This window comes from Dendronalium sp. ChiSLP03b (assembly GCF_034531165.2).
Classification (GTDB): domain Bacteria; phylum Cyanobacteriota; class Cyanobacteriia; order Cyanobacteriales; family Nostocaceae; genus Dendronalium; species Dendronalium minutum.
The window spans coordinates 103176-116218 of record NZ_JAVRBR020000018.1 but is presented as its reverse complement, the minus strand read 5'-3'; the positions used below and the strand labels follow the sequence as shown (position 1 = coordinate 116218).

The 13043-nt window shown below is 40.1% G+C and carries 13 protein-coding genes; 3 read left to right on the top strand and 10 right to left on the bottom strand.

The features are described from left to right. Nucleotides 1–87 precede the first annotated feature (87 nt). Both RMY31_RS05240 and RMY31_RS05235 read right to left on the bottom strand, forming a co-directional pair. Nucleotides 88–579: an orange carotenoid protein N-terminal domain-containing protein gene (locus tag RMY31_RS05240; RefSeq protein ID WP_322659156.1), complete on the bottom strand. Its 492-nt coding sequence runs from the start codon at nucleotides 577–579 to the stop codon at nucleotides 88–90. A gap of 272 nt (nucleotides 580–851) precedes the next feature. Then, nucleotides 852–1169, bottom strand: a complete 318-nt coding sequence (locus RMY31_RS05235; protein ID WP_322659155.1) for an MFS transporter — start codon at nucleotides 1167–1169, stop codon at nucleotides 852–854. Between the two features lie 92 nt (nucleotides 1170–1261). Here RMY31_RS05235 and RMY31_RS05230 point away from each other — a divergent pair, with 92 nt between their 5' ends. Both RMY31_RS05230 and glp read left to right on the top strand, forming a co-directional pair. Further along, a complete protein-coding gene (locus RMY31_RS05230) occupies nucleotides 1262–1540 on the top strand; it encodes a transposase (protein WP_322659154.1) in 279 nt (92 codons plus the stop codon). Nucleotides 1541–1551: 11 nt separating this feature from the next. Next, nucleotides 1552–2799 (top strand): gephyrin-like molybdotransferase Glp, encoded by a 1248-nt coding sequence (gene glp / locus RMY31_RS05225; RefSeq protein ID WP_322659153.1) that lies wholly within the window; start codon nucleotides 1552–1554, stop codon nucleotides 2797–2799. Nucleotides 2800–2804: 5 nt separating this feature from the next. Here glp and RMY31_RS05220 read toward each other — a convergent pair whose 3' ends face one another. From RMY31_RS05220 to RMY31_RS05190, 7 genes are all read right to left on the bottom strand, one after another. After that, nucleotides 2805–3455: an HAD-IA family hydrolase gene (locus tag RMY31_RS05220; RefSeq protein ID WP_322659152.1), complete on the bottom strand. Its 651-nt coding sequence runs from the start codon at nucleotides 3453–3455 to the stop codon at nucleotides 2805–2807. 206 nt (nucleotides 3456–3661) lie between these two features. Next, complete coding sequence (locus tag RMY31_RS05215; RefSeq protein WP_322659151.1) at nucleotides 3662–4129, bottom strand: hypothetical protein; 468 nt, start codon at nucleotides 4127–4129, stop codon at nucleotides 3662–3664. Between the two features lie 178 nt (nucleotides 4130–4307). Beyond that, complete coding sequence (locus tag RMY31_RS05210) at nucleotides 4308–5501, bottom strand: NAD(P)/FAD-dependent oxidoreductase (protein ID WP_322659230.1); 1194 nt, start codon at nucleotides 5499–5501, stop codon at nucleotides 4308–4310. A gap of 106 nt (nucleotides 5502–5607) precedes the next feature. Further along, nucleotides 5608–5799 carry a GNAT family N-acetyltransferase gene (locus RMY31_RS05205; protein WP_322659150.1) on the bottom strand — a complete coding sequence of 64 codons (192 nt, stop codon included), beginning with the start codon at nucleotides 5797–5799 and terminating at the stop codon, nucleotides 5608–5610. Beyond that, nucleotides 5733–6077 (bottom strand): hypothetical protein, encoded by a 345-nt coding sequence (locus RMY31_RS05200; RefSeq protein WP_322659232.1) that lies wholly within the window; start codon nucleotides 6075–6077, stop codon nucleotides 5733–5735. The genes RMY31_RS05205 and RMY31_RS05200 overlap by 67 nt, the downstream gene beginning before the upstream one ends. 143 nt (nucleotides 6078–6220) lie before the next feature. Then, a complete protein-coding gene (locus RMY31_RS05195; RefSeq protein WP_322659149.1) occupies nucleotides 6221–6907 on the bottom strand; it encodes a DUF1345 domain-containing protein in 687 nt (228 codons plus the stop codon). Between the two features lie 258 nt (nucleotides 6908–7165). Beyond that, nucleotides 7166–8794, bottom strand: a complete 1629-nt coding sequence (locus RMY31_RS05190; protein ID WP_322659148.1) for a phospholipase D-like domain-containing protein — start codon at nucleotides 8792–8794, stop codon at nucleotides 7166–7168. Between the two features lie 239 nt (nucleotides 8795–9033). On the opposite strand from RMY31_RS05190, the gene RMY31_RS05185 reads away from it, so the two are divergent. Continuing rightward, the gene (locus RMY31_RS05185; protein WP_322659147.1) at nucleotides 9034–10194 is read left to right on the top strand and encodes a cysteine desulfurase family protein; all 1161 of its coding nucleotides are present in this window, start codon (nucleotides 9034–9036) and stop codon (nucleotides 10192–10194) included. Between the two features lie 118 nt (nucleotides 10195–10312). Here RMY31_RS05185 and RMY31_RS05180 read toward each other — a convergent pair whose 3' ends face one another. After that, the gene (locus RMY31_RS05180; RefSeq protein WP_409877377.1) at nucleotides 10313–13000 is read right to left on the bottom strand and encodes an NACHT domain-containing protein; all 2688 of its coding nucleotides are present in this window, start codon (nucleotides 12998–13000) and stop codon (nucleotides 10313–10315) included. Nucleotides 13001–13043: the final 43 nt, after the last annotated feature.

Here is a 13043-nt window from a genome sequence, read left to right as displayed (position 1 = left end):
TTTCTCGCATAATAGCCGTCATCCATGCAGGATAACGGCTACAGTTACAAAAGCTGTTAGCAGCTTTCAGCAACAACAAAGTATGATTTAAATTTCAGCACCCGCTTTTGGTTCAGTGCCCAGTGGTGCAACATAATCGCGGAAAAGAGTGATCTGTTGCTCAAAAGCTAATCCTTTGATTTTGTTCAACAATGTGTTAGCTTCCGAGGAAAGCTGGTAGTCAGAAGGTACAGGAATAACACTACCGCTATCCATGCCTTGGGCTAAACGATACCAAAACAGCAGCTTTGTGGTATCACTCAAAGAGCTATATTCACGGCTAATGACAGAATCAACCTTCTGAATTAGGTCACGTTGAACTTTTAGCTGCTCTTCGTGAGATAGTTCTTTAACTTGATTGAACAAGCCTTCTGCGATATCTGGAGAAACAGTGCTAGCACCAGGGGCTGCTGGTGTAATGGAACCCCCCATTTCCTTGTAAATAAACCAGAACAAAGCCAGCTGTTGGTCTACATCCAATTTTTGCCATGCTTGGACATGTTCGCGAATAGTTGGATCGCTGGTTTGAGTATAAGTCATAAAAAACTTGGTTACGATTCATAAGCTTCACTAGAAACAGTAACAAACATATCTTCAGTGTTTTACCCCACTGAAGACAGAGGTATCGAAACCAGAAAGAAGACTTATTACCAATAAAAATTGGCTAGAATTTAGTCCAAAGTGACAAATATTTATACTGACAATTATCGTTCAATAGAGAGATTTCAATACACTACTATTTTGTTAAAATTAGTGCAAATTTATACTAATCAAACACAATCTGTAATTGATTTTGTATATCATCCTTAGCACTACTGAAGCTGGTTAGTCTTCTGTTTGACAAGCCAAATGGAAAGTAAGGCGATCGCAACTCCAGCCACAATAAAACAAGGAACGTAGCCAAAATTATCCACAATTCTACCGAAGACCGCAGCGCCGATTCCCTGACCGATAAACAAGTTAAAGGCAAACAGCGAGACTGCAATACCTCTAGCTTCAGGTGCTAACTCCGTCGCTTGAGTCTGGAGAGTACTGTGCATCACATAAAAACCCAATCCCATGAAGATACTCAAGGGGATAAATAGCACCCTGTTCTGGAATAATGCGATCGCTAAGAAGCTAATACACATCAACCACCCTGCGACTCAGATTAAACCAATTTCACCCAGCCTCCGCACTAACTATTTAACAAAAGGAAAGTTGTCACCGATATAGAATCCATTTGGGATCTTGGTCAAAGAGTATAATCAGGGTAAAATGCACTTATTCAAGCAGCTTGACAGATTTTGAGTGGGAGATTATTGAACCCCTGTTACCGAAAAAGAAAAGAACCAAACCCCCAATATGGAGCAACAGAGAAATTTTAGATGGGGTTTTGTATCAACTGAAGAAGGGTTGTAATTGGTGCGACTTGCCCAAGGAATTACCTCCCTATTCAACAGTATTTTGGCACTATAAACAGTGGCGAGCAGAAGGGGTAATCGAGAAGAGTAAAAACTAGAGTTATTTACTATGCCATCAGTCAGCGATACAGAAGCAATCATTTTGAATTTGGTGCAACCGTTAGATAATCAGCAAAATATTGAAGTTGTAGATTTGCTAGCAGCGGATAGTCGAATTTTGGCAACGCCTGTTATTAGTCTACTGGATTTTCCCCATTGGGATAATTCAGCAATGGATGGCTATGCAGTGCGTTACGAAGATGTGCAGCACTCTAGTAATGAACAGCCAGCGATTTTAGAAATTGTTGAAGATATTCCTGCGGGAAATCAACCAAAATCCACAATTCAACCAGGACAAGCAGCACGGATTTTCACGGGTGCGGTGATGCCGGCAGGAACGGATACTGTCATTATGCAAGAAAAGACACGCCGGGAAGAAAATCGTGTTTTTATCCTCGCTGCGCCAACAAAGTCGCAAGAATTTGTCAGACATAAAGCTTCTTTTTACCAAGCTGGAACACAACTACTACCAGCAGGAATTAGATTAAATGCTCAGGAAATTGCTGTGTTAGCTGCGGCGAAGTGCCCTCAATTAAATGTTTACCGTCGTCCGCGTGTGGCTATTTTTTCTAGTGGTAACGAGTTGGTAACTCTCGATCGACCGCTACAACCCGGACAAATTGTAGATTCAAATCAATATGCTTTAGCAGTTTTGGTTAGAGAAAGTGGGGGAGAACCATTATTATTGGGTATTGTAAAAGATGATCCAGTTGCACTAGAGAAAGTCATGAGCCACGGCATAGCTAATGCTGATATAGTTCTCTCTTCTGGCGGGGTTTCTGTGGGAGATTATGACTATGTTGACCAAATTTTGGAGTCGCTAGGGGCAAAAATTCACATTCGCGCCGTGGAAATGCGACCAGGTAAACCCCTTACCGTCGCTACTTTCCCAACTCAAAATTCACCAATTTATTTTGGTTTACCTGGAAATCCTGCAGCTGCATTAGTAACTTTCTGGCGATTTGTGCAACCGACAATTAAGAAACTTTCGGGACTTGCTGAAGGTTGGCAACCAGTATTTGTGAAAGTGCGATCGCATGATGAATTGCGATCGGACGGCAAGCGTGAAGCTTATATTTGGGGTCGCTTGGATATAGTTGACGGAGTTTATCAATTTTACAAAGCTGGCGGTAGTCATAGTTCTGGTAATTTAATTAACCTAGCCCAAACCAATGCCTTAGCTGTTCTACCAATAGGTACAACATTAATTTCTCCACAAGAAGAGGTGCAGGTTTTGCAGGTAGGTTTCAACAACTGACAATATTAAGTTTTCTCTCGATCGATCCAAATACCTCTCAATCCCGCTGCTTTGGCACCTTGGTAGTCTTCTACAATACTGTCACCAATGTGCCATGCTGCTTGAGGTGGACAGTCATGTTTTTCTAAGGCAATGGCAAAAATTTGGGGATCGGGTTTAGCTGCACGTGCTTGAGTAGAAATAGTGACGGATTTGAAATAATTGCTCAATCCTAAACTTTGTAATACTGAATAAATTCGAGAATCAAAATTAGACAATACTCCCAGTTCAATTCCTAATCGCTGCCAGTTTACTAGAGATTGAAAGACATCGGGATACACAAACCACGGTTCGGCAGTACCAAAATGAATATAAAGTTCGCTAAAAAAAGCAGAAAAGTCAGAAAACTGCTTGATAACACCTGCACTTTCAAAAGTGTTTAGGGCAATTGTCCGCCACCAATCGAACTCTCGTTGGGGAATATCTTGTGCATCGGCATCTAGGAAGATAGGTGGTGGTGCTGCTTTAAAGCTTTGGATAAATGTTTTATTTAATGTTTCGGCTGAAACTTCAACTTCAAATTCTTGGGCTATCTGACTATAAACTTCGCCCACACTGCCTTTGACTCCGAAGAGTGTGCCCACAGCGTCTAAAAAAATAACTTTTGGTCGTTCCATAATACCAAGTGCTTAAGTCCTAAAAAGCCAGCGCCTGTAGGTATTCTCCCCTGGAAGCGACTGGCGTTGTTGTTCGGGCATGATTTGTTAAGCTGTCGCGCCTACAATTTGCCTCATAATCATTTTAGGTAAAACCTGCAAACCCTCTCTTCTGCCCCTCTGCCCCTCTGCCGTCTCAATGTGCAAATTAAAAACATAACAGCTTATTACCTAGTCTTCCATGTTAAGACCATAAAACCAACAAAACCGCCGATTATGTTCATCATCATGTCATAAATTGTATCCCAGTAGTAAGCAGCAAATATCCGATAATTGATCGAGCTGGAACGAGAGCGCAAAAGATATTCAAAAAATTCGTTTAAATTACCAATAAAACAGGTGAATCCAATTAAGAAAATTAGGCTTTGCCACCATTTTAAAGTTTTCCATATATCTGTAAATATAGGTAAAAAGATAATAACAACTGCCAACGCCCAGCAGAAATGCTCTAACCGATTGAGCCAAAACCAAGAGTAAGGAATGACATTTTTTTCAATCATCCATTTTATCCAGCTTTCGACCAAAGGATAAAGCAAAACTGTAAATATATAAATTCTATGTTCTTTTTCAGATAATTTTGCTTCTAATTGAGTAAATCTAAAAACAAAAAATAATCCAAACCAAATTCCTACCATTACTACCCAATTGGAAAAGATAGTAAAGGAAAACAAGATTAAACAGGTGGCAAAGAAAATCCAAAACCAATTAGATTGCAGAATTTTGAAGATTTTTGTCATTACAAGTTTAGGCTCAAACTAATATAGGTAAGGCATATGCCCTACCTACATTTCTAATGTTATATTCTAAAAATTTCTACTGAGAAAGTGTTTCTATAATAGGACGGACTAGCCAATTAAAACCAACTTTTAACTGATGATCTAAAGTTGGCATCCGATATAGATAAGCAAGACGACGGGCAATATATGCCAAAGTACCATCTAGTTTAATTCCTAAACCGGTCATAGTAGCGTTATCTTTCCCTAGTGCCATCATTTCTCCTAACTGTTGATAGCGGAAGGGAAGTAAGGGGCGATTGGTGAGAGAAGCCCAGATATTCCAAGCTGCGTAATCAGCTTGTTGAAAGGCAGCTTGTGCGGTAGCGGGGACTATTTGACCTTCAGCATCACGACAATCTGCTAAATCTCCTAAAGCAAAGATTTCTAGATGGTCAAGAACTTGCAAAGTTGATTCAGTATTGATTTGACCGCGCTGGTTCTGTTTGAGAGGCAATGTTTTGACTACAGGGGCAACTCGCGTTCCTACAGTCCAAATTACTAAATCTACAGGAATCGTGTCTACTTGGTTTTTGTACTCCAAGGATATAGTATCTTGCTCGATTGATTCAACTTTGGTTTCTAAATCCAGAAATACACCCCGTGCTTCTAAAGCTTTCTTGGCTGCTTCACGGTTAAACTCTGGGGAAGTTCGCAAAATTTGGTCGCTGATTTCAATTAGTCTGAAGCGTCCTCTTTCGCCTAGTCTGTCTGCTAGCTTACAGGCTAATTCCACGCCACTGTAGCCAGCCCCAACAATTGCCACGCGAATTTTGTCTAATTCAGATTCTTCCAATACTCGCAGGCGTTCTTCTAAACGATAGGCATCATTGATGGTGCGGAATGGGTGGGCGTAGGATGTCGCGCCAGGAACCACATCTAATGGTGTTTCTCCACCTAAAGCTAGCACTAATCTATCGTAGGGGATTTCTGGCCCGTCCTGTAGATGTACTCGCTGCTGGTCGGTGTCAATTCCAGACACAACTGCTTGGTAAAAACGTACACCTGTACCTTGTAAAAGTTCTTCAAAGGGTGGGGCAATTTCCCAGGTTTGTAGTTCCCCAGTGAGTAATTCGTACAGTAAAGGGGAAAATAAGAAGCGATCGCTTTGATCTACCAGCACAATTTCGTGTTTTTGCGTAGATTCCCAAGGTAACTGGCTTAGGCGCAAGGCAGTGTAGAGACCGCCAAAGCCTCCACCAAGAATACATATTCTCGCAGTTTGTTGAGTCATCATTTCTATAGGACTGTCAATCCCAGCAGGGGAACTACTCTCAGTGTAATGATTTCTTTCGCTCTAGTGCCATGAGCCAACTATCTAAATATTTTCCTTCATGCACTTAGTGGGCTGGCAATAGCTGCACTTTGACAAAACTACATTTCTCATAGCAGCGGATGGCACGAGTATTGTCAACATGCGGATCGATGACAATCTTTTGTGCCTGCAATATTTCAAAAATATAGTTTACAGCGGCTGACAGCAATTTTGTACCAATTCCTTGATTCCAATAGTTTGATTCGCCGATAAACAAGTCAATTCCATAGACATTATCAGTTTTTTTAAGTGATACATTTGCCTGTCACTTTCCGGTAAGTCGTTGAGCGAAAAATACTGGATATAACCAATAGGAATATTGTGGTAGTCGATAAGACAAGGTATTACAGGATCGTCTCGCATTACCATAGGCTGATATGTTTCTATAATTCTTTCTAATAGGAAAGGATTATCTCTACCTTCATAAAATTCTAAAACATCTTCATCAGTTAGCCATTTTGCCATTAGCTGATAATCCTGGATGCAATCTTGCATGAAACGAATAGTTATTCTATCTTGTTTAATTAGCATTTTATTACGTGTTTGAATTGAATACGTAATTAAGTTTTATCTTTTAAGTATCTAGGTCAAAACGCTATAATTTTGGCAAGTTTTTAAATAATTAAATACAATCATTTTTAAATTAGTCCAGCAATAATATTGATGGTTATAGCTAGAATAGTTGTGTTAAAAAAGAAAGAAAATATGCCATGTAGCAGAGTTAAACGCCTCATCTTGCGCGATGTCGTCTGTACATCAGATACTTGGCTAGTCATACCAATAACAAAAGAATAATATAAAAATTCCCAGTAGTCTGGATAATTGTTGTTGGGAAAGTCTAAACCTCCAGCTATTCCTCCTTTATGATTATGATTAACATGTTTATAATAGTTGTGTGCATATTGCAATGCGAACATTGTATGCACCAGTAACCAAGAACCTATAATCGTCATAATAGAAAGTATGACGTGTAAAGTAAGCAAAATTGTTGACTGTCCTTTTTTATCAGTAAGTAAAAATACAATTGCTAATACACTAGCAGAAGCCGCAGCAATTATTAGCATAAATATAGGTAAACGACCTTCGTATTCATTCTCAGCATATCGACGGGTTTTTTCTGAGGTAGCTTTAATCATCTTCCACCAAGTTATAGCTAAAAAGAAGTCAGCACCAGAGTTCCAAGCGCAGAGAATACGGGTAGGTATGTGTAATTGAGGTGGAAGTATTGCTGAGACTAATGCAGCAAAGCCAAAGGCAAGTATCAGCCGCGGTCTAGGGTCAAAGTTTTTGAATAAGTTTAATAGATAACTAGATAAATTCTGCAAAACTCTAAAACCTTAATAGGATATATTTTGAACTATTATTTATATAATAATCATATTTATATTGTGAGATAGAATTAGTTTATAACAAATTGTCAAAAGCAAGTTAGCGCCATACTATATTTTTCACGTTGAAGCAAATGATGTGCCAAGTAAATTCATAAAAAAATAATATTTTATACATTGCTATTGAATAATATTAGAGTCAATGCAATGCTGAATATTTGAAAATTGGCAATTATAAAAAATAAATCAAGACTGCTATAAAGTCACGCGATCGCTCCACTTCTCTAACATCCTATTACTCACTCCCGGAACTCGCTCTATATCTTGCAAAGCTCTAAATTTTTGCTGTTTACGGCTAATAATTATCCGCTGTGCTAACTTTTTACCCACACCGGGAAGCGTTATTAATTCTTCCATAGTTGCGGTGTTGATATTTATTTGGTAACTTATTTTATTTTCACTGGAATCAGGCGTTATTATTTTGGGGCACTTTTGTTCTTCTAGTTTAATCTTTTCTTGAATTTGTAGTGGCAATCCTGGTTTAGCGTCGGCGTAAATACGGGCAAATTCACGTACATAATGGGCAGCAACGATGGGGCTTTCAATTACTAGCAATGTCTCATCATTACCATTATTTGCAGCGTCTGACCAATTATGCGAACCTGTAATTACTGTTTGACTATCAATCACAGCAAATTTGTGATGTAATAAATCACCTTTGGGTAGGGTCGGTACGCCTACGGTAGTAATCGGATTTTTCCAAGGGTGATTATCAATTTCATGTTTACATTTATTACTGAGAGCAACCCCCATCATATCTAAGGCTTCGCTATAAGGTCTATAAACAAATTGTGGGTCAATCAAAGCCCGGATTGATACACTTTCTTGATGACGGTTTTCTAAAATATTGGCAAGACGCTGTTCAGAAAAGACAAATAACGCCATATCGATAGATTTATTGGCTGAATTTAAAGTTTTGCCAATTAAACCATTAGTACTATTACTCCAAGGTAGAGTCGGAGAATTAGGCGAGAACTGCACAATAATTTTACTTTGACCTAACGCGATCGTTTTTGGCGATCGCATCGGTTTTTTCACACCAAATCTACTATCTAACTTTCCTGCTGGCCCATCACCCCACATAATGTTAAATTCTTCTGTAAATAAAGATGCTAATTCTGGGCTGTCAATCTGTAAAAAGTTATTGGCATTGCCTAAGCTACTGGAATTTGTAAAATCACCAAAAGTATCACTTAAAGTAAAATTCGCTGAAGTTACAATTACAATGCGATTGTCTACAATCACAAATTTGTGATGCATCAAGCTACTACCAGATGAACCATCTGCTCGATCGTCAATCCAACGAATTTTAGCGTTTTGTAAAATTATCAATGCATCTCGTTGCTTGATTTCTTCTGGCGAAATTTTATTATCTTGATTAACATCTACAAAGCGCTGAAATTCTTGATAGCGTTCTTGTTCCCTTGGTACTAACTTCTTGACTTCATCGGGTGTCCAGCTACTCCAAGGACGGCTGTAGGTATTTTCTAAAATTACTCTGACTTTGATCCCAGCTTGCTGTTTGTCTGCCAGCGCTTGGGCAACTTTAGGTAAACGTAATTCTTGTACTGCCATATCAACTGTAGATTTAGCTTGGGAAATAGCATCGACAATCTGTTTTTCTAAATCATCCCCAAGGCGGGTTTGCTGACGGTAAGACTCTTTGTATTCTGAAGACTCGGAATGGTTAAAGTAAACTTTAACGAATGGGTCTTGCGGTAGTGGTGCTAAACGCTTATTCTCGGACTGGACTCGTTGACAAGCCGCGATCGCAAATGTCAGAAAAAATATAAATAAATATTTTTGTCGGGGAAAAATTTGCACGGTAATCTGCTAAAAGTTGATTGTAAGCGAACACATTTATAATTCCCAAAATAGAGTAGACCAAATTAGGTAGAAGAATAATCCTACAATCAGGAAAAATCCACCCATTGATGCAGAATAATTCATAATTTGTCAAGATTAATTAACTTACCTATAGATGCTGAAGTGAGATTTTCTCCTACTCCTTACTTTCAATTCAGCTGATTGCCAGCTTGTGTTTCCACTCAATTATTGGTGATATGCAAATATATTTAGATCACAGTGCCACTACTCCCACTCGCCCAGAAGCGATCGCCGCGATGCAAGCTGTTCTCACCCAAGAATGGGGAAATCCTTCTAGCTTGCATGAATGGGGACAACGGGCAGCAACAATTGTGGAACAAGCAAGATTTCAAGTAGCTGGATTAATTAACGCCACCCCAGAATCTATTATCTTTACTTCAGGTGGCACTGAGGCAGACAATCAGGCAATTATGGGTGTTGCCCGGTTGTATGTTGTACCTCAACACATAATTATTTCTTATGTTGAGCATTCCGCAATTTCCGAAACAGTGCGATCGCTAGAAATGTGGGGTTGGGAAGTGACGCGCTTGTGTGTAGATGCTAAAGGCAGCGTCAACCCTTTAGATTTAAAAGATGCATTGCGACATAACACTGTCTTGGTTTCCGTAATTTACGGACAAAGTGAAGTAGGGACTGTGCAACCGATTGCAGAACTAGGAAATATTGCGCGATCGCATGGGGCTTTGTTTCATACAGATGCAGTGCAAGCTGTGGGACGTTTACCTATTAACGTGCAAAAATTACCCGTTGATTTACTGAGCATTTCCAGCCATAAATTATATGGGCCGCAAGGTGCAGGGGCATTGTATGTGCGTCCTGGTGTAGAGTTAGCGCCCTTAATTTATGGTGGTGGGCAAGAAATGGGAATGCGTTCTGGGACTCAAGCAGTACCTGTAATTGCAGGCTTTGGTGTAGCAGCCGAATTAGCAGCACAAGAATTGCCGACTGAAACACCTCGGTTAATTAAGTTGCGCGATCGCTTGTTTGATCTATTAGCTGATGTTCCTGGTTTAATACCTACAGGCGATCGTCATCACCGCCTACCTCACCATGTCAGTTTCTGTCTAGAACAGGCCGATGGGGAAAAATTTAATGGTAAAACTTTAGTGCGACAGTTGAATCTTGCTGGCATTGGCATCAGTGCTGGTGCTGCTTGTCATAGCGGTAAACTTAGCCCTAGCCCAATACTTTTAGCGATGGGCTATTCCCAGAAAGCTGCATTGGGTGGAATTCGCATGACATTAGGGCGCGATACCACAGAAGCTGACGTAGATTGGACAGCGATGGTTTTAAAGCAAGTTTTGCAGAGGCTATCACCAGATTTATCTTTAGCTTAGAGATGTTCGCGAACCTTAGATACTCATTCACGAACCTCAAACATTCGTGGATGAATCTCAAATACTCAATAGAGTAACTCTACTAGAGACGAGCGAAAGAGAAATTAGCCAACAACTTCTATTCAGGTTGATTCCAAGCCCTAATTGCTTCAATCGGAATACCAGCAGGAGCAAATAAAATCTTGACAGTCTCAATACCTGCTGCTGTCACCGCTCTTTGCAAACGTACTTTGAGCGTTGGATTATTTTTGATAACTTGCTCAATCACTTGCCTATCTTTTAGTATTGGATGACTCTCAACAGCTTGAGCCACAATTGGTTGAGCATCGATTACAGTCGGTTTATCCTGCTCCATTTTCTTAAGCAACTGCTGAAGCACGGTTTTTAAATCAGCAATATCTTGTGTAGACGGGTAATTGTTTTGATTGCCAATATTATCACGATGAATATCTCCTGTAACACTGCCTATGATGTTGCCAAAGGTAGCACCTGTAAAATCATTTTTAGGAGTTTCTGACATAGTTTTGAGTGTTTGATTAAGTGTGTTTAGAGAACTAGTTAAAAGATCGACGTTGTTTGTCTCCTCATCCAAAGCAGAATAAAAAATTTCATAATTATAAAATTTGCAACGCTCTTGGATTTTAGAAATTGCTTCGCTTTTGTCCCATGAGGGAGTTTTTAATTGTAACTCCCAAATATTATGCAAAACTTCAGAGCCAGCAACTTCTCCTAACGTCTCTGCGGCACTCCCACGAACATCATAATCTTCATCCTGCAAAGCCTCAATTAAAGCATTTACCGCCGCTTCATTGCCGATTTTTCCTAACGATTCTACGGCACTTCTACGAACATCAGAATCTTTATACTGCAAAGCTTCAATTAAGACATTTACCGCCGCTTCATTGCCAATTTCTCCTAACGCTTCTACGGCACTTCTACGAACATCATAATCTTTATACTGCAAAGCTTCAATTAAGGCATTTACCGCCGCTTCATTGCCGATTTTTCCTAAGGCAGATGCGGCACTCCAACGAACATAAGAATCTTCATCCTGCAAAGCTTCAATTAAGGCATTTACTGCCACTTCATTGCCGATTTTTCCTAAGGCAGATGCGGCTCTCTCACGAACACTAGAATCTTCATGCTGCAAAGCTTCAATTAAGGCATTTACCGCCGCTTCGTTGCCAATTTTTACTAACGCCTCTGCGGCACTCCAACAAACATTAGAATCTTCCTTCTGCAAAGCCTCAATTAAGGCATTTACCGCCACTTCATTGCCGATTTCTCCTAACGCTTCTACAGCACTCCAACGAACACTAGAATCTTCATCCTGCAACGAATTACTTAAAAAAGTAACGGCATATTCAGAGTGAGTGATACCCAAAAACTCAACTTTGAGTAATTCATGAATGTCTAAGTTTAAAATTAAATTGACTGTTTTTTTCTGATACTCTCGCTTTACCTCTCCTGCCAACCTAGCCCCTAACTTAAAATCTACATCTAGGGCTAACTTAACCACTCGTAAAGCCTGCCTTTCATCATTCACCAACCCTAACATCAACGCTACGGGTTCTGTCCACTTCAAGCAATTTAGATAATCCCGTTTCAGCCTCTCATCACTAATATTGTCAAGCTGTGAGAGTATAGATTCTGCGGCGTAGTATTCCTGAATTAGCTGGTGGCGGAATTCCATTTCATTATCTGTTCGCAATTGAATCAAGTGATATTTGAGCAAATCTTTTAGCCAGCGTCTAGCACAATCATCAGCATGAGCTACTTTGTTCTGTAAAAATGTTGCTAAAACATTCCTAGCTTGCTGTTCAGAAATAGTTAATCGCAACTCTATAGAATTATCGCCTTGCATCATTACAAATGCTAGATGCTGCAATAAATCAGATTGCCAGTTAGGCAACCCTTCAGAAATTGGCACATTTTCCTTGAGTTTGTGATACTCTCCAGAGAACCAACGAAACAACTCACCTAAACTAGTAGGAATTTGTTTAGCATCATTGAATACTTCACACAGCATCCACAATAACAGCGGCGTTTCCGCCAATTCTCGCAAGCGTCCAGCCAACTGGCGCAGCATTTCATCACCCACCTCTGAATAGGCGCGGACAAACTGCTGCATCTGCGCTTCTGTGAGGGGTTGCATTTCCAGCTTTTTCTCAATACCTAAATCACCCCCCACCCCCAAATACCGCGTGGTAAAAATCATCGGCGTGACTCGGTGGTATTTCTGCCGAAACCCATCTAAATCTCGTCTGGCTTCTTCGTTGGGTAATTCATTCAACCCGTCTACAAGTAACAAAAATCGCCCTGTCAACAGAAGATTTTCAATCTCTGTCCTATTGAGGTCTAATTGATGGCTAGTCAAAAAATCTCCAATTAAATCCAGTACTGAAGTTTTGTAGCGTCTTAACTCCACTAGCACAGGAATTTTCTGATTTAGTTCTCCCTGTTTCCCCTTTTGGGCTTCTTCCCACACCAAACGTTCTAAAGCTGTAGATTTGCCTGAACCTGGTCTTCCTACTAGCAAGACATGGCTAGTTGAATACTTCCGTAATCCTTCGAGAATATTCAACCGTTCAATTTTTTCTCTGTCTGGTGCTTCACCTTCTGGTTGCTGTGGTACTGTTTGCACCATCAAACTCAAATCTAAGCGTCTGCGCGATTTTTTTGGTTCAAGTCTTTGACGGTCTAGGGCATCAGTTGGCGTGTATAAATCTTGCCAATCTCTGAATATGTCATCCTCGCTGAGAGATTGTAGATACGTTTGAAAATCTATGCTGTCGTCTGCAACCATGCCGATAAATTGACCGAGGACTTTTAAGCGCTATTTTATATAC